The 16,337-nt window shown below is 60.7% G+C and carries 15 protein-coding genes; 9 read left to right on the top strand and 6 right to left on the bottom strand.

The features are described from left to right. From LAN64_04770 to LAN64_04735, 8 genes are all read left to right on the top strand, one after another. Nucleotides 1-230 (top strand): hypothetical protein (locus LAN64_04770; protein MBZ5567148.1); only part of this gene is annotated, 230 nt, incomplete at its 5' end. Beyond that, nucleotides 214-1,440 (top strand): cytochrome c, encoded by a 1,227-nt coding sequence (locus LAN64_04765; GenBank protein MBZ5567147.1) that lies wholly within the window; start codon nt 214-216, stop codon nt 1,438-1,440. The genes LAN64_04770 and LAN64_04765, both read left to right, overlap by 17 nt. After that, nucleotides 1,437-3,815 (top strand): molybdopterin-dependent oxidoreductase, encoded by a 2,379-nt coding sequence (locus LAN64_04760; protein MBZ5567146.1) that lies wholly within the window; start codon nt 1,437-1,439, stop codon nt 3,813-3,815. The genes LAN64_04765 and LAN64_04760 overlap by 4 nt, the downstream gene beginning before the upstream one ends. 12 nt (nt 3,816-3,827) lie before the next feature. Beyond that, on the top strand, nt 3,828-4,544 hold the full coding sequence (locus LAN64_04755; protein ID MBZ5567145.1) for a 4Fe-4S dicluster domain-containing protein: 717 nt from the start codon (nt 3,828-3,830) through the stop codon (nt 4,542-4,544). Then, nucleotides 4,516-5,862, top strand: a complete 1,347-nt coding sequence (nrfD, locus tag LAN64_04750; protein ID MBZ5567144.1) for a polysulfide reductase NrfD — start codon at nt 4,516-4,518, stop codon at nt 5,860-5,862. The genes LAN64_04755 and nrfD overlap by 29 nt, the downstream gene beginning before the upstream one ends. Nucleotides 5,863-6,210: 348 nt before the next feature. Further along, nucleotides 6,211-6,543, top strand: a complete 333-nt coding sequence (locus tag LAN64_04745; GenBank protein MBZ5567143.1) for a cytochrome c — start codon at nt 6,211-6,213, stop codon at nt 6,541-6,543. A 353-nt stretch (nt 6,544-6,896) separates the two neighbouring features. After that, nucleotides 6,897-7,079: a hypothetical protein gene (locus tag LAN64_04740; protein MBZ5567142.1), complete on the top strand. Its 183-nt coding sequence runs from the start codon at nt 6,897-6,899 to the stop codon at nt 7,077-7,079. Between the two features lie 124 nt (nt 7,080-7,203). Continuing rightward, nucleotides 7,204-7,572 (top strand): hypothetical protein, encoded by a 369-nt coding sequence (locus LAN64_04735; protein ID MBZ5567141.1) that lies wholly within the window; start codon nt 7,204-7,206, stop codon nt 7,570-7,572. A 512-nt stretch (nt 7,573-8,084) separates the two neighbouring features. On the opposite strand, the gene LAN64_04730 is transcribed toward LAN64_04735, so the two are convergent. The 5 genes from LAN64_04730 to LAN64_04710 all read right to left on the bottom strand — a co-directional run bounded on the left by LAN64_04730 (nt 8,085) and on the right by LAN64_04710 (nt 15,060). Next, entirely contained in the window at nt 8,085-9,830 is a 1,746-nt protein-coding gene (locus LAN64_04730; protein MBZ5567140.1) for a hypothetical protein, read from the bottom strand. Between the two features lie 23 nt (nt 9,831-9,853). Next, a complete protein-coding gene (locus LAN64_04725; protein MBZ5567139.1) occupies nt 9,854-11,461 on the bottom strand; it encodes a TldD/PmbA family protein in 1,608 nt (535 codons plus the stop codon). 216 nt (nt 11,462-11,677) lie between these two features. Continuing rightward, entirely contained in the window at nt 11,678-12,229 is a 552-nt protein-coding gene (locus LAN64_04720; GenBank protein ID MBZ5567138.1) for a sulfoxide reductase heme-binding subunit YedZ, read from the bottom strand. A 309-nt stretch (nt 12,230-12,538) separates the two neighbouring features. Beyond that, nucleotides 12,539-13,483, bottom strand: a complete 945-nt coding sequence (gene msrP, locus LAN64_04715) for a protein-methionine-sulfoxide reductase catalytic subunit MsrP (GenBank protein ID MBZ5567137.1) — start codon at nt 13,481-13,483, stop codon at nt 12,539-12,541. 197 nt (nt 13,484-13,680) lie between these two features. Further along, entirely contained in the window at nt 13,681-15,060 is a 1,380-nt protein-coding gene (locus tag LAN64_04710) for a radical SAM protein (protein MBZ5567136.1), read from the bottom strand. A gap of 169 nt (nt 15,061-15,229) precedes the next feature. Here LAN64_04710 and LAN64_04705 point away from each other — a divergent pair, with 169 nt between their 5' ends. After that, entirely contained in the window at nt 15,230-15,835 is a 606-nt protein-coding gene (locus LAN64_04705; GenBank protein ID MBZ5567135.1) for an LON peptidase substrate-binding domain-containing protein, read from the top strand. A gap of 99 nt (nt 15,836-15,934) precedes the next feature. Here the strand turns inward: LAN64_04705 and LAN64_04700 are convergent, their stop codons facing one another. Then, on the bottom strand, nt 15,935-16,264 hold the full coding sequence (locus LAN64_04700) for a 4a-hydroxytetrahydrobiopterin dehydratase (protein ID MBZ5567134.1): 330 nt from the start codon (nt 16,262-16,264) through the stop codon (nt 15,935-15,937). Between the last annotated feature and the right edge of the window lie 73 nt (nt 16,265-16,337).

Genomic DNA, 16,337 nt, shown 5'->3' with positions numbered 1-16,337 from the left:
CCGGCCAGGAGTTGAACTGGGTGCCGTTGACGCAAACGGCTCCGTACGTTTTCTTCTCTCACCGCCGACATGTCGCGGTAGCACACCTGCCGTGCGCCGAATGTCACGGCCCCATGGAACAAGCAACCAAGCCGCCGGAGCACGCGTTTCGCGTCTTCAACATGGCGGCCTGCATCGGTTGCCATCAGCAGCATCGAGTGAATGCGGACTGCAATGATTGCCATCGCTGATCGCCGATCGTCGTGTGTGCTCCTGCTTGCCGCCGTGGTGGTGGCGGCCGTCGCCTGCGTCTTGGCTGTTGTTCCGTTGAGGGCGCAGGGCGGAGGCGGATATTTCATTCCGGGCGATCCGAAGGCGGGCATGCGCAGCTTTTTCGATAAGGGATGTGCGCGCTGCCACTCGGCCCTGGGCGAAGGCGGCCACAGCGCTCCTGACCTGGCGCGCGCTCCGGCGGGACACCTCAGCTCCGCCGACCTGCTGGCCGCGATGTGGAACCATGCCCCGGAAATGTGGGAGAAGATGCGAATCGAGGGGGTGGCTCCGCCGAAGTTCGCCGAAGCTGACATGGCCAACCTGTTCGCATTTCTTTATTCCGTGCGCTCGCTCGACGAACCCGGCGACGCGGAGCGCGGTCGCCGGCTGCTGGCGGAGAAGCAATGCCTGCAGTGCCACGGGGTTGGCGCCGAAGGGAAGCGGCAAGCGCCCGATCTGCTGAAATGGGCTGCCTATCGCAACCCGGTAAGTTGGATCCAGGCGATGTGGAATCACGCGCCGGCAATGCAGTCGATCATGGCGGTGCGCGGCGTGAAGTGGCCTGTTTTTGCCGGAAATGATGTCCCTGACCTGATTGCCTATATCCGGCGATCGGCCCCCAATGTGGCGAAGCCAACCTATCTTCGTCCGGCAGATCCCGAGGCCGGACGCAAGATCTTTCGCGACAAGGGATGCGCCGCCTGTCACTCCGTAGGCCACGGCAGCCGTACGGCACCCGATCTTCGTTCACGCGCACTGCCACGCACGCTGGGCCAGTTTGCCGCGGATATGTGGAACCATGCGCCGGCGATGCGGGCCAGCATGCAGGCGCAGAACATCGCCCGGCCACAGTTCACTAACAAGGAAATGGCGGACCTGATCGCGTATCTATTTGCCGAGCGATATTTCGAGCCGTCTGGCAGTGCGGAGCGAGGCGCCAGATTGTTTCAGTCGAAAGGCTGTGCATCGTGCCATCGCAGCGGCGGCGCGGGGCCTGACCTCGCCGGCGCCTCGGTTTCACCGGTCCACATCGCGACATCACTGTGGAACCACGGCCCGGTGATGTTTCAAAGCATGCAGCAGCAGCAGGTCGCGTGGCCGAGATTCCAGCCGGGCGAGGTGGTGGATTTGCTTGAGTTCCTCGGTTCCAAACCGGCGCGTGGGCACAGCTGGGAGGGACGGCCATGAGCTTCACTTTCGATCGCCGGAATTTCTTGCGATTCGCGGCCGGCGGCGCGGTTGGCGCGGCGACTTCAGGCGTGAGCCTCGAAGCCATTAGCACGGTTAACGCTGCGCTCGCCACCGAGCAGGTGAGGGTTCCTTCAGGTCCGGAATCGTGGGCGACCGGGGTCTGCAACATGTGTCCTGGTGGATGCGGGCTGCGCGTGCGCTTGATCGGAAATCGCGCGGTCAAGATCCAGGGGAACCCGCTTCACCCTGTGAATCGTGGCGGATTGTGCCCCAAGGGACTGGCCGGATTGCAGGAACTGTATCACCCGGACCGGTTGCGAAAAGCACTTCGCAATACCGGGGCGCGTGACAACCCGCGATGGACAGAAATCTCATCGGACGAAGCCCTGGGCCTGGTTTCTGAGCGCATGCGCAAACTGCGTGATTCGGGCGAGGCGCGGTCCTTAGTTGTGGTTGATCGCCAGAGAAGCGGCTTGCTGCCGCGCCTGCTGTCCCGGTTCATGGCGGCGTATGGCTCGCCGAATTACGTCACGATGCCCACGGGACTGGGCGCGCTCCAGGCTGCGATGTACGCGCAACAGGGTGTCACCGAACAGGTCGCATACGACTTCTCGAACTCACGCTACGTGCTGAGCTTCGGCGTCAACCTGCTGGAAGGCTGGGGCGCGCCGGTGGCGACGATGCGTGCGTTTTCGCGGTGGCGCGATGTCACTTCAGGCCGGAGGGCAAAGTTCGTGCAAATCGAGCCGCGGTTGTCCATGACCGCAGCTCGCGCCGATGAATGGGTGCCGATTCGCCCCGGTACCGAAGCCACGCTTGCCCTGGGAATGGCTTACGTGCTGATTTCCGAGGGGCTATACGACGCCGACTTCGTTCGCGAGCACACCTTTGGATTCGAAGACTGGCGGGACGCCGAAGGTAACTCTCACACCGGATTCGAGTCGCTGGTGAAGTCCGAGTATCGGCTGAACGATGCGGCCACGGTGACCGGCGTTCCGGCCGATACCATCCTGCGGCTCGCTCGCGAAGCTGCGCAGAACCGTCCCGTTGTCGCCATCGGCGACCGGCACAACAGCTCGCTGCCGGGCAACGTGCACGCTGCGATGGCGGTGCACTCGCTCAACGGGCTGCTGGGGAGTATTGACGTTCCCGGTGGAGTGCTGGTGCAGCAGCAGTTGCCGGGACAGGCTCTCGTAGCGAATGCCAAGGACCCGCTCCTGCCCTCGGCACAAACCCATGCTGCCAACGCCAGCGAATTGCCGCAGGCCATTGTGTCAAAGCGGCCGTATCCGGTGCAGATGCTGTTGCTGAATCAGGTCAACCCGGTTTTCGCACTTCCCAACGGCACTGCTTTCCGGAGTGCGATGAAAGATGTCCCGTTCATCGTCAGTTTCAGTTCATTCCTCGACGACACCGCCGTGCTCGCCGATCTGGTGATCCCGGCGCCGACGGGACTGGAATCGTGGCAGGACGGCGGAACGCCGCCTACGGTGGCCAACGCAATGGTCTCAATCTCGCCGCCGGCGGTTCGCCCGCGCAAGGATGTCCGTCACCCGGGCGATGTAATGCTCAGCCTCGCGCGGTCTCTGGGAGGTCCACTTGCCGCGGCGCTGCCGTTTGCAGCTTACGAAGAGTTTCTGCGCAGCGAAGTGAACGGCCTGTATGCCGCACAGGCTGGAGCCGTTTTCGGCTCGACACTTGAAGACAGTTGGAACCGGTTGATGGAGCGTTCAGGTTGGTGGGCGCCGAGCTATTCAAATGCAGACGAGCTGTGGCAGCAAATCAAGAAGCAGGGCGGGTGGTGGGAGCCGGCGTATTCGCATGGCGAGTGGAGCCGCGTGTTGCGCACCAAGTCCGGGCGCTTCGAGTTCTATTCGCAGGTGCTGGCAGACAGGGCAAAACAGCGCGGAAGCAACCCACAAATCGAGGACCGCGCGTGCCTGCCGCACCAACCTACGATTCCCGAAGCGAGCAGCAACTTCCCCTTGTTGTTGATGCCTGTGGAGCAGCTTCCACTTGCCGGCGGCGAGGGGGCACACCTGCCGTACCTGCAGCAGATCGCCGGCGTGCACGTCTTCGCCAACTGGGATAGCTGGCTGGAAATGCACCCTGAGACTGCGCGCACGTTCGGCATCGGCGATGGCGATTCGGTTTGGATCGAGTCACGCCGTGGACGTGTGCAGGCGCGCGCCCGTTTTTATGAAGGCGCGCGGCCCGGAGTGGTGCACTTGCCGCTCGGTTATGGCCATAAGTCAGGAGGCGAATGGGCGTGCCGGGGCGTCAATCCGCTGGAGATCGTAGAGGGGCAGCCGGACCAGGTTACCGGCCAATTCTCGGCCCATGGAACATACGTCAAGGTCTATCGCGCATAAAAAGGACGCGGCATGCCACGTTGGGGAATGGTGATCGATCTAGCGAAGTGTACGGCTTGTCAGGCGTGCACGGTCGCCTGCCAGACGGAAAACAACGTTCCGTGCGTCCCGCCCAAAGAAGCCGCGCGCGGGCGCATCATCTCGTGGATGAGCGTGCTTCCACAACTCGAGGGCGAATACCCACGGCTGAGCATGCGACCGACGCCGTTGCCGTGTGTCCATTGTGACAACCCGCCATGCATCCGCGTGTGTCCGGTACAGGCGACCGCGATCAACCCGGAAGGCGTGGTGCGACAGATTTATGCCCGATGCATCGGCTGCCGGTATTGCACCAATGCGTGCCCGTACACGCGGCGCATGTTCAATTGGTACAAACCCGAGTTTCCCGGGGAGTTTACCGAAGCGCTGAATCCGGATGTTTCCGTGAGGCCGAAGGGCGTGGTCGAAAAGTGCACGCTGTGTCATCACCGGCTGCAAAAAGCTCGCGACGAGGCGCGCGCCGCGAAACGTGAACTGGCCGAAGGCGATTATGTTCCGGCATGCGTCGAGATCTGTCCCGCGGGCGCCATGTACTTCGGCGATCTCGAAGACCATAACTCGACGGTAGCCACCTTGGCCCGCAGCCGTCGTGCGTTCAAGCCGTTGGAAGAACTCGGGACTCATCCCAAAGTGATTTATCTGGCACAAGGAGAGTGGAGCGGTGGAGACGGACAGGGACCACGCACATAGCGAACAGGACTGGGTGCTGTTGCAACCGGTAATCGCGACCCGCAGGCCATTTTACTACCTGGCGTTGTTCTTCCTGGGGTTCACCTCCATTGCATTCTTCGCCTGGATGTACCAGTTAAAGCTGGGCTTGGGCGTGACCGGCCTCAATGTGCCCGTGTACTGGGGCTTCTACATCACCAACTTCGTGTTCTTCATCGGAATCAGCCATGCGGGCACGCTGATCTCGGCTATCCTCCGCCTGTGTCACGCGGAATGGCGACGCTCAATTACCCGCGCTGCCGAAGTCATCACCGTGCTGGTGCTGTTCTTCGGTGTAGGCAGCGTGATCATGGACTTGGGACGTCCGGAACGCGCGCTGAACGTGCTCCTGCATCCGAACTTTCACTCACCGCTGCTGTGGGACGTGTGCAGCATCACTGTCTACCTGACCGCCAGCACGATTTATCTGTACCTGCCGCTGATACCTGACATTGCCATCCTGCGCGACCACGGCGCCAAACCCGCTTGGCTCTACCGCCGGCTCGCCATAGGCTGGTGCGCCAGTGAGAAGCAAAAGCGGGTGCTCAATCGTGCCATATCCGTCATGGCCGTGCTGGTCATCCCGATTGCGATTTCGGTGCACACGGTGGTGTCATGGGTGTTCGCCATGACCGTGCAGCCGATGTGGCACTCCAGCATCTTCGGTCCGTACTTTGTGGTGGGCGCGATCTTTTCTGGCATCGCCTCGTTGCTGATTGTGATGGCGCTAATCCGGAAAATTTACAACTTGCAGAACTACCTGAAGCCGATCCACTTTAACAATCTCGGGCTGCTGTTGCTGGTAATGGCCCTGCTGTGGTTCTACTTCACATTTGCCGAGTTCATCACAACGTTTTACGGCAGCGATCCTAGCCACCTGGTTGTCTTCTATTCGAAGCTCAGTGGCCGCTATGCCGTACCTTTCTGGACGATGGTGGTGACCTGTTTCATCATCCCCGTCGGCATTCTTGCCCGCCGGAAGACGCGCACGATCACGGGATGCGTGATTGCCTCGATCTCAGTGAACATCGGCATGTGGCTGGAGCGGTTCACGATCGTGGTGCCAACCCTTTCGCAACCGCGGCTGCCGTGGGCAAAAGCGAGTTATTCGCCGACATGGGTGGAGGTCGCCATCACCATCGGGTTTGGCGCCACCTTTATGTTCCTGTACATGCTCTTTACAAAATTTTTTCCCATCGTATCGATCTGGGAAGTGCAGGAAGGCCGTGAAACGGCTGTCCCTGAGGTGGTCACACGCGTGCAGTCATACTTCCCCAGTGAGACGGTCCCTTCCGCCTGAACCAGCAGCTTATCAATCTTCACGCCAAACTTCGGCAGGGGCTGCCGGTACGAATTTCGGACAGGAATGGCGGAATCGGACACCAGACGTGGCGCTGCGGGGTTCACGGTAGCGCAGCGGCGCTCGTAAGCTCCCGTTTTATTGCATCTCCCGGGCACGCCAACTTTCCTCCACTGCGGCGGCGATTGGCTGCGCAAGTGCTATCCCGTCGGTAGCTAGCCCGCAACAAGTGTGTTAGCAAGCGGGTCACATGATGGCCGCCGGGCGGCGGACATGAGGCAACAGGTTCTAAAGTGTGCGCCCTTTGGAAGCAGAGGGCATAGGTGATGAGACATAAGGAGGCGAACCGTGTCAAAAAGATTGTTAGCTCAATGGACAGCAATGTTTATCGCTCTACCCGCCATGATGATCGCAGTGTCGGCGTACGCGGAAGAACCGGCTCCGGCGCTGTTCAAAGCCAAATGCGCCATGTGTCACGGCGCCGATGCCACTGGAAACACACCCATGGGCAAGAAGTTCAACATTCCGGACCTGCGCGCGCCTGAGATTCAAAAGAAGCCCAAAACAGAGCTCGCGAATGCGATCGCAAAGGGGAAGAACAAAATGCCCGCGTTCGAAGGCAAGATGACGTCCGACGAGGTAAACGAACTCGCAACCTATGTTCGGCAATTGAAAAAGTGAGTCCCGAACGCCACACGCGTGGCGCACGAACTCAGGTCGCAATCCAGCCTCGAAAACGGCGCCAGTTGCTCAAAGCGTCCGACGCTAGCAACGACACTTCCGAGGCTAAACCGGCCCGAAGGCGCGCATTCTCAACTGACCTTCCTCTCACCCCACATAATGCGCGCCTTCTCCTTCGGAGTAAGACCACGCTGGCCGCTTGCAGTTGCTGCAGTCTGCTGTGGTCACCTGCAACGGTGTCCAGCGCGTTCCCTGCATCGTAAGCATTCCCGCGTTCCCAATCTGGCACGCTGTGGCTGACTATCACTGCGTTTCGCGAAGCAGGTGGAAGATACTGATAACGGGGGTGGGCCATGAACGTTGACACCAGGCAGAAGATTGAGGAGCGAATCCGTGAAATCGACGAATTGCTGCGGAGCTGGGAGGCATGTGAAATGACCGAAGGCTGGTTGTCGTACGGACCAGACACCGCCGAAGTCGCGAAGCTGTATCAGGAGCGAGAGCGGCTGCTGCAGGAACTGGCCAAGGCTGCGTAGCGCGCCTGAATGCGGGCAGCTAAGTGACACGCTCCGGTCAGGAGTTTCAGGTGCAGCCTAAAACAACCAAGAGACCTAACCCAACGAGGTGCTCTATGGCTACCGCGATGAAGAGGTTCTGGTTATGAAGGCGGAGAGCGGTACCGAAGGATGCTTGAGCGCAGTTCCCCTGTTCAATGCCGTGTACTGCGCCGATTGCGAAACTATCACCAACAGCCCGCACGATGCGTGCAGCGTTTGCGGCAGTCACTCTGTGGTGAGTCTTTTTCGGATGCTGGGAGGGGCTCTGCGGAGCGCAAAGGCACAGCCCACCACGAAAATGGCTAAGTACAACCTCAACCTTGCGGCCGAAGTACGTGAAATCCCAGCAGACGAGCTAACCCATGTCATCGAGTTCGTAACCCGCTTGGCGGAGGCAAGCAGGGATGTGAAAAGCCTCCACATCAATGTAGAACCTGTCTTCGATGCAGAAGCGGTGTTCAGAGCAGCCTGAAGTTCTCTCCTCCTGCGTGGACTGCGGCAGGTGAATCCGCGGGCCGCTGCGCAACACGGGGCCGAGAAGCGAGTATGTTGGCTATTTCCAATGGCAGAGGGCAAACTGATTCTGCATGTCCGGGGAGCCGACAAGCTGGTGAAGGCCGCCTTGCTGCGCCCGTGAATGGCCGGTGTATCAGGTGGCGCGAAGCGTAAGGTTGAAGCGATGCCTTGCAATGTGGAAGGATGTGCCCGTCCGACTTTCGCTCGCTGCGCGAAGTGCGGTGGGGAAGTCTGCGGCGGTCATGCTGAAGACTGCGAATGCTGTGACAAAACATTCTGCCCAATTTGCTACAAGCAGCACGCTCGCGAAGAAGAAATCTACTGAAGAGCCTAAGCCACGCGTTCTGCCCCATCCGAAATCGTCGCTTCTTCAGGTTAGTCTAGTGCACAAGTAATTCCGAACAGCTCAATCGGAACCCAAGAAGTTGCGGGGTTCGCGTTGAGCGGCGAGGCACCGGGGCCCACAACCTATTTCGCCAGCGGCGAAGGGAGCACCGGGGGCTTGGTTGCCGTGCCCTCAGGATGTTTCACCGAGACTTCGTCGAACAGAAGCGACGGTGTGACGAAGGAGACCACCGATGTCTTCTGCCTAGCATTTCCGCCGCCACCGAGCAAAGCGCCGAATGAGAAAAACGCACCGTGATAGACGCCTGGTTTATCGACTGCAGCCAAAATTTCCTTGAAGGCCGCCAAGGGAATGGGTCCGACATCGGCGCGCACCATTTCCTCATGACCATCGGGAAACAGCTTGTAAGCCGCGATGCCTCCGGTGTTGGCGCCGCTTCTGGCCATGGAGAGCCGCATCAACGCATTGACGCTGCTGGCGCCGAGATGGCGGAGGACGATGCCGTAACCATAACCGCGTTGCTGCGCAACCCGGAGCAGTTCCTTGCGCAGGTCCGCGCTGGTTTGCGGCTTGAGCGTCGACAGGAACAGATTGCTGGGCGCCGCCGCTCCCGTGCTTCGTGCGCTGCCCGTGCTTGCTTTGGTCTGCGGAGTTGGAGTGCGGGTCGCCAGCAGGTTCTTGAGTCGCCCGGCTTCCACAATGGCAACTGCTCGAGTGGGAACACCCTCATCATCGATAGCGTAGGCGCCCAGCAATTCGGTTTCGCCAAGGTGATCCGGGCGAGGATTATCGGTGAGATCGAAATATTCGGGCATCACCTTGCCGCCCATGCGATCGGCGAGGCTGCCGCCGAATTGAGCCAAGACCTGCTTGAACTGGACCTGAAACTGCGGGTCATCGCTGAGCGGAATGCGGAATGCTACCACCGCGGGCGCGAACACCTGGGCCATGACTTCGCCTGCCGCTTCGCTCTCGAACAGGACAGGGCCGTTGTAGGTTTCCAGATCGGCGGCGACCTGGAGGCCTTTGACACGCGCCAGCAACTCGCGAGTGCGGGCCTGCAAATCTTCCGCGCGCAGAACGCCGACCGAGCGGCCATAAACCTGGAACACATCGCCGAGCGGCTGGCCGTCGCGGGCCCGGGTGAAAGCGCGAACGTTCAGAATGATGAGAGGCTCAGCGCGGGTGAAAGAGGTGCCCTCGCTGTCGATGAAGCGCACGAAGCTGTCGACCACCCACACATCCACGCCGGACATCAAGATCTCGGGCGAGTCGCGAAACAAGCCCGACAAATCTCGCGCCAGCTTTTCCAACGCCGCGACATCGACCTTGAGGTCACCATGTTTATCGGCTACCGAGTTGGGCGATTGCGGGGCAAAATCGGGCAGATCCTGACCCGGTTCGCGGTGTTTAAGAACGGAGCGTTTGGAAGCCAGCTCGGCCGCGGCTTGTTTGTACTGGCCGTCAGTTTCCAGCCAGATCTGGCGACGAATCTGGTCGTAGTCGTCATCCAGGGGCAGCGACGTGTGACAGCCGCAATTCCCACCTCCGAACCCGGACGATGACAGGGCGAGAAAATTGGTGTTGTCGAGGGCAAAGTCGCCGACGCGTACATCCACGTCGAGGGCACGGGCATGGGAAAGATCCTTGTCGGTCAATTGGCCCAAGGCAGCCGAAATCTTGGTTGTGGTGGTGTCGTCGACTCGGTAGGCAATAAAGTAAGGCTTATCCAAGTCGGCGAGTCGAAGTTGCGAGATGGAACGCGACATTTCGTCGCGCATGGCCTTGATCACCACATCGTCCTGTCCCCAGGCGACAGAGCCCACGCATAGTAGAAGCATCAGCAGACGGCAAAATGAATGTTTCAAGATTTCTCCTCGACGATCTCGGCTTAGTTCCCGAGCGCAACTGGGGACGGCAGAATCGGTTTGCGTTCCTGAGATTTCTCTTTGCGCTGCACCTCAATTTGCTCGAGGAGCACCCCCGGAGCTACCGCCGACACCGGCACCCAGCCGGATTCGGCGCCGCAAATCCCGTCAAATACGCCGGGCTCGTTATCGGCAGCGACAATTTTGCTGAACGCGATCAAAGGCGTGCCAATCAGGTCAAGACCGCGAACCAGTTGTTCTCTGCCGTCGGGGTAGATGCGGTAGACCAGGGTCGGCATGACGCTGAACGCATTCGGCATACTGCGTGAAGTAAAGGTGACGCCGCCCTTGATGTCTTCCAGGAGCATTCCGTAGGGCTTCTTGGCTGCCTTGATGCGCTCGATTAGCTTTTTCTTCAACTCGGCACGGGAAATGGTTTGCGAGGCCTCGACGATGAGATTGGATTGTCGCGCAGACGCGGGGTATCCCGGTTGATGGCGTCCATGACCATTGGAGGCGGTAAACTCAGCCATGGGCGAACGGGACATTAGGAACGACTTGAATATGCCTTTGTCGACGACGGTCACCCGACGCGCCTTCACGCCTTCGTCGTCGAACGGGTAGTGCCCAACCAGATCGAAGGTGCCCGTATGGCTGAGGGTCGGATCGGAATACACGGAGAGAAATGTGGGCAGCACCTGCTGATTGATCTTCTTCTTGAAGGTTTGCGCGTCGTCGTCGTTCTTAAGCCGCGCGCCCTCGATGCGATGGCCGAAGATCTCGTGAAAAAATACCGCACTGGCGCGGCCGGAGAGAATCGCGGGACCCGTATAGGCCTCGGCTAGCGGCGCCTTTTGCAGCGCCAACAGAGTGTCGATCATCTTTGAGACGGTTTCCAGCACAACGTCGTCGCTGGGTAGACCTTCTGGGGCGAACGACATGAACATCTGCTGGAGCGGAAGAATTTCGCCGTCTTCGGCGCGTATGGAGGCGGAGATGTCCAGCTTGTAGAGAGGCGTGGAAGTGCGAATCTCGGCGCCATCGGTATTGACGTAGCGTCGGGTCAACAGCTCGGCGCTGGCAGTAATGTCGGCGTCGACGATATCGGCATTCTTGCGGAAGGGGCGACCGTAGTGGCGAACCTTTTCCTCCCAGGCGGCGCTGTCGAAGCGCAACGGCTCGGCAACCTCAGAATATTTTTGCGCCGGCGCTGGAGAGAAGTCGGGCGAGTCGTCTTCCTCGGCGACCTTGAGTTCGCGGTTCGTCTTCATGGCTTCGAAGCGCTGTACCGCATCGTTATAGTTGCGGTCCGTTTCCAGCCACAGGGCGACTTTCAAAGCGTCGGCGGCGTCCTCGATCGGGATCTGGCCACGAAACTGGCCGTAGCGCCCGCCGGTAAACATGGGGCTGTGACTGCTGTCACGTTTGTATTCGCCAATGCGCAAATCAATGCGCAAATCGATGTCCAGCACCCGAGTCCGCTTCTCGCGGCTGGCGGTCAGCGCACCGAAGGAAGAAGTCACATGGAACGATTGGTTGTCCTCCAACTGGTAGGAAATGAAGTACGGAGGAGTGGGCTCCCGCTTCAGAGCGCTGAAGGAGCGGTCGAGTTCCTGGCGCAGCGATTGCATTACCGCGTCGCTTGGTTTGCTCTCCTGGCCAGAAATAAGAAAAGGAAAAAGCAGCGACAGCAGGCAAAGGCCATGATGGAATCGCAAAGACACCTCACGCTAATGAATGAATATGCGGCAGTGTGGACTAGAGAGAGGCGCAATCGCTAGTTACGTTTGAAGCAGCACCTTCGGGTTTTGGAACGTCGCGGGCGAGGGCGCCCGCGCCACATGTCTTTAGTCTCCGGCCACGACTTCAGGGCGGCGGGTAGCGGTGGGGCGAAGAGGCGGCGCAGCCTTCTTGCGCTGAGTGGCGAGGAGGCGATAGCCGAGCAGGATGGTGAGCACCAGCGCGTAGTACTCGGGCTTGCGGACGTCGGCCTTGACCAACCACCAGTAGTGGATGACGCCGGCGATGGCGCTGATGTAGATGAGGCGGTGCAGCGTCACCCAGCGCTTCCCCAGGCGGCGGATCATGCCCTGCGTCGAAGTCAGCGCCAGCGGGATCAACAGCACGAACGCGGTGAAGCCAACGGTGATGAATTTCCGCTTTGCGATGTCCTTCAACATCTCATTCACATCGAAAAACTTGTCCAGAAAGATGTAGGTGGTGAAGTGCAGGCTGGCGTAGAAGAAGGCGAACAAGCCGGTCATGCGGCGGAAGCGGATGAGCCAGTGCTGGCGGGTAAGCTTGCGCAGGGGCGTGATGCTGAGCGTCAGCATCAGAAAGATGAGGGTCCAGTCGCCGGTGGAGTGGGTGATGACTTCAATGGGATTGGCGCCCAGCATGTGCTGGTAGCCTTTCCAGCCCAGGCGCGCCAGCGGGATGAGGGCGGCGAAGGAAACGACGACTTTGAGGCTTTTCACTTTCACCAGGATTCAGGCTCGAGCATCAGTGCCAAGTTCTAGGATTCGAGTATTGGATGAGCAATACAGGTCGCTCGACTCCTGTTGCCATGGGGTCCTTCGACTCGCGCCGCCCTGCGACCTCGTTAGTGTCAGGCTCATCGCGCGGGGCTCGCTCAGGATGACATCGCTGCGCGGTTCTTGCTTCAACCTTCAACCCAGCCCGTGCGGTTCTTGTTTCTACCGACGCGATCAGTAGTACTTCTTCAAATCCATTCCCGAATACAACGACGCCACCCGGTCCTGATAGCCGTTGAACATGAGCGTGGAGCGCTTGAAGAATTCGCCGATGCGGCGTTCCTTGGCCTGGCTCCAGCGCGGATGGTCGACGTTGGGGTTGACGTTGGAATAGAAGCCATACTCGTTGGGCGCGGCCTTGTTCCATGCGGTCGCCGGCTGCTTGTCCATGAAGCGGATGCGAACGATGGATTTGCAGCTCTTGAATCCGTACTTCCACGGCAGCACGATGCGCACCGGCGCGCCGTCCTGGTTGGGCAGCACCTCGCCGTAAAGGCCGAAGGTGAGCAGGGCCAGCGGATTATTCGCTTCGTCCATGCGCAGACCTTCGGTATAGGGCCAATCGAGCACGCGGTAGCGCACACCCGGCATTTGCGCGGGATCGTCGAGCGTGGTGAACTCGACGTACTTGGCCTTGCCCAGCGGTTCGACCTGGCTGATGAGTTTGCTGAAGGAATAGCCGACCCAGGGAATTACCATGGACCAGCCTTCGACGCAGCGATGGCGATAGACGCGCTCTTCCAGCGTGGCCAGCTTGAGCAGGGAATCGATGTCGTAGGTCCTGGGCTTCTGCACCATGCCCTCGACCTTCACCGTCCAGGGGCGCGTGCGGAAGTTCTTGGCCAGTCCCGCGGGCTCGTACTTGTCGGTGGAAAACTCGTAGAAGTTGTTGTAGTTGGTGATGTCCTTGTAGGGAGTCTGCTTCTCGTCGGTATTGAACTGGCCTTTCACCACGCCGGGAAGTTTCTCGCCCCCTTCGGCAGGCAGCGGGAAGGCGGCACCGATGGCAGCGGCGCCGGCGAGGGTCGCTGCGCCCGCCAGGAACTTGCGGCGGTCAAGATAAAGACTCTTACCAGTGATTTCGGAGGAGCGGATGTCTGTGGCCTTTTTGATCAGCATGAATTTCCCACACCTTGACTCAATGCTAGCACTTACACGCTATGAGATGACGCGCGGGGCGGGAAAGTTACAGGCAGTGGAACGGAAGGGGCTTATAGATAGATGGAAAAACCCCACCCTATCTCGCCTAGAGAACCGGGCGAGATAAGGGTGGCATCCGGTCAGAGCGGGGCCAACTGCCCCGTGGTGGGCTCGGCTCAACAGTACCAGGGCTCGGTGAGGTAGGGCACAGTGGCGCGTGATGGCGTTGCCGGCGTTAGCGGCAGGCGGGACGGTTCGGCGGCGCCGGTGAACTCGGCCGTGAGGCGGCGGACGTTTTCGAAGATGCTGCGCCTACCGTGGCCGACGGCGGTGAGCGTCTGGACGCGGCTCTGAATCTCGCGCTGCAGGGCGTCGACACGCGGATCGGGATGGCCCCAACGGTAGCTGAGCGCGGCCTGGTCGAAGGGCCCGATGATCTTCTGCACTTCGGAAAGTTCGAGCAGGCGCGAGCCGGCGGGGATCAGGAGACGGATGGCGAGCTGCACGGAGGAGAGGTTCGCGATGAGATTCAGATCGGAGATCGTCTCGAGAAATTCAGCGTAGCCTTCTAGAGCGATCCACGGGGTGAAGGCGACGAAGGTCGGGGCAAGGGTGAGGCCGGTGTGGCGGAAGAGTTCGACGACGCGGAAGAAATCGTCGCGAGTATGGCCCTTGTCGAGGAGGGCGAGCACGCGGTCGTCGAGCGATTCGACGGCGGAGGTGACAAAGGCGCAGCCGGTGTCGCGCAGGAAATGGAGATCGGCGACGTGCCTGAGCAGGTGCTCGACTTTGATGGTGACGTCGTAGGTGAGGCGCGGGAATTCGCGGTGCAGGGCGCGCACCAGTTCGAGCGCGTGGGTGATGCCGTTGAAGAAGTCGGGGTCGCCGAAGGTGATGTGCTCGGCGCCGGCGGCGACCTGGCGGCGTATGTCTTCGAGCACAATATCTCGTTGCACGATACGAAATCTCCCCTGGTACACGGGCACAATCGGGCAGTGGCGGCAGAGGTGCTTGCAGCCGCGGCTGGCCTCGGTGTAGCCGACGGTGCGGAGCGAGCCGTCGGGAAGAACGAGGCGCGCATACTGGCAGAGCCCGGGCAGGCCGGTGCGGTCGGGCACGCGGAATTGCAGGCGGTCGAGGGAGATGTCGGGTCGGGATTGCGGCGGGAGTTTGCGGCCGTCATGGGTGAGGGCGCGCACGGTTTCGGTCAGGGCGGGCTCGAATTCGCCGCCGAAGATGGCGCCGACGCCGGCTTGGCGCAAAAGATCGGCGTTCAGTGGCGCGTACAGTCCGTAAGCACAGACTTGAGCGTTGGGCTTAAGCGCGCGGACGCGCTGGATGACAGCGAACGCGAGGCGGGTGGCGGTGTGCATGGGGAGATAGAAGGCGATCAGGTCGGCGGCGCGGACTTGCGCTTCGCTTAGATCTTGCTGCGAGAGATCGAGGCAGGAGACCTCGGCGCCTTCGGCGCGCAGCCAGGCGGCGGGAGAGGCGAGGCCGAAAGGCTGGCGCCCGAGTTCGTAGGTCGAGATGAGAAGGACGTTGACGGCAGCCATGCAGCCCCCACCGCATCCATGGTAACGCAAGGTGCAGGGCGGGGCGTGCGCGCGGATTGGAGCGCGCAAACATCCAAGGGCCCGAACCAGGCGCGTTCTGCTGTCAGCGCACATTTTTGTCTGGCCGGCGGCGGGCATTGCGCGCGCACTGATTCGATACAATGGCGGCGTGAGCCGCCTTCTGCCCTTGTTCCCGCTCGACGTGGTGCTGTTTCCCGGAGCGGCGCTGCCGCTGCACATCTTCGAGCCGCGCTACAAGGAAATGATCGGGGAGTTGCTGGAGACGAAGGAAAAATTCGGGATGGTGCGCGGGACAGCGGAGGGCGTGGCGAGCGTCGGTTGCACGGCCGAGATCGTTGCGGTGACCAAGCAGTACGAAGATGGGCGCATGGACATCGTGACCGAGGGGCGGGAGCGCTTCGAGGTGATGGACATCAACACCGAGCGCAGTTTCTATCGCGCGGAGGTTTTGTACCTGGTGGATGAGCCGGAGCCACCGCAAAAAGAGCGGAGCGCCCGGCTGATCGACATCCACACGGAGGCGCTGCGCTTGCTGGGCGCAACGGCGGAGGCGCCGCCGCTGGCGGAGAAGGAATTGTCGTTCATGGTGGCGGGGTCAATGCCGTTCGATCTGGATTTCAAGCAGAAGCTGCTGGCGATGCGGTCGGAGCCTAAGCGGGTGGAGGCGTTGCTGAAGTATTACGAGGGCATTCTGCCCAGCTTGCGCCGGGCGGTGAAGGCACGGCAGAAGTCGGGCGGGAATGGGCACGTGTGAGGCGGTCGGGCGTTGGCAAAAGCAGATTCCTCGCTGCGCTCGGCATGACAAGCTGCTGCGTTCGAACCTTCCGTTAGAGTCTTCGCAAGTCCTTAAACTCTATTTGTAGAGCTGGTCGATTTTGGCGGCGAGGATGAAGTCGCTTTTGGTGAGGCCGTCGATCGCGTGCGTCCAGATGGCGATCTCGACCTTGCCCCAGGTGAGGAAGATGTCGGGATGATGCCCCTGCTGCTCGGCGAGATCGCCGACGCGATTGACGAAGGCGAGGGCCTTGACGAAGTCGGGGAAGGTGAAGGCCTTGTGCAGGTGATGCTCGTTGATGACTTCCCAGCCGGGAAGTTTGCGCTTCATCTCTTCCAGATCTTTTCCCTTCAGCGCGGGTACGCCGCCGCGGCAGGGCACGCAGGTGAGGCTGGCGAGTTCCGACATGGCTCTCCTCCTCCACGATTTAGAGCGCGCGCCGGGAGAAAGGTCGCAAAAAAGCGGTTTTCGGCTGTGCGGC

This window comes from Terriglobia bacterium (assembly GCA_020073185.1).
GTDB lineage: Bacteria > Acidobacteriota > Terriglobia > Terriglobales > Acidobacteriaceae > JAIQGF01.
This window is presented reverse-complemented; position numbering and strand designations above follow the sequence as displayed.

Excerpts from the sequence above, each read along its gene's own strand:
- LAN64_04710 (MBZ5567136.1), bottom strand. The coding sequence starts at position 15,060 with ATGGCTGCCGTCAACGTCCTTCTCATCTCGACCTACGAACTCGGGCGC.
- LAN64_04735 (MBZ5567141.1), top strand. The coding sequence starts at position 7,204 with ATGAAGGCGGAGAGCGGTACCGAAGGATGCTTGAGCGCAGTTCCCCTG.
- LAN64_04760 (MBZ5567146.1), top strand. The coding sequence starts at position 1,437 with ATGAGCTTCACTTTCGATCGCCGGAATTTCTTGCGATTCGCGGCCGGC.
- LAN64_04755 (MBZ5567145.1), top strand. The coding sequence starts at position 3,828 with ATGCCACGTTGGGGAATGGTGATCGATCTAGCGAAGTGTACGGCTTGT.
- msrP (MBZ5567137.1), bottom strand. The coding sequence starts at position 13,483 with ATGCTGATCAAAAAGGCCACAGACATCCGCTCCTCCGAAATCACTGGT.
- LAN64_04740 (MBZ5567142.1), top strand. The coding sequence starts at position 6,897 with ATGAACGTTGACACCAGGCAGAAGATTGAGGAGCGAATCCGTGAAATC.
- LAN64_04725 (MBZ5567139.1), bottom strand. The coding sequence starts at position 11,461 with ATGCAATCGCTGCGCCAGGAACTCGACCGCTCCTTCAGCGCTCTGAAG.
- LAN64_04720 (MBZ5567138.1), bottom strand. The coding sequence starts at position 12,229 with ATGCTGGGCGCCAATCCCATTGAAGTCATCACCCACTCCACCGGCGAC.
- LAN64_04700 (MBZ5567134.1), bottom strand. The coding sequence starts at position 16,264 with ATGTCGGAACTCGCCAGCCTCACCTGCGTGCCCTGCCGCGGCGGCGTA.
- LAN64_04765 (MBZ5567147.1), top strand. The coding sequence starts at position 214 with ATGATTGCCATCGCTGATCGCCGATCGTCGTGTGTGCTCCTGCTTGCC.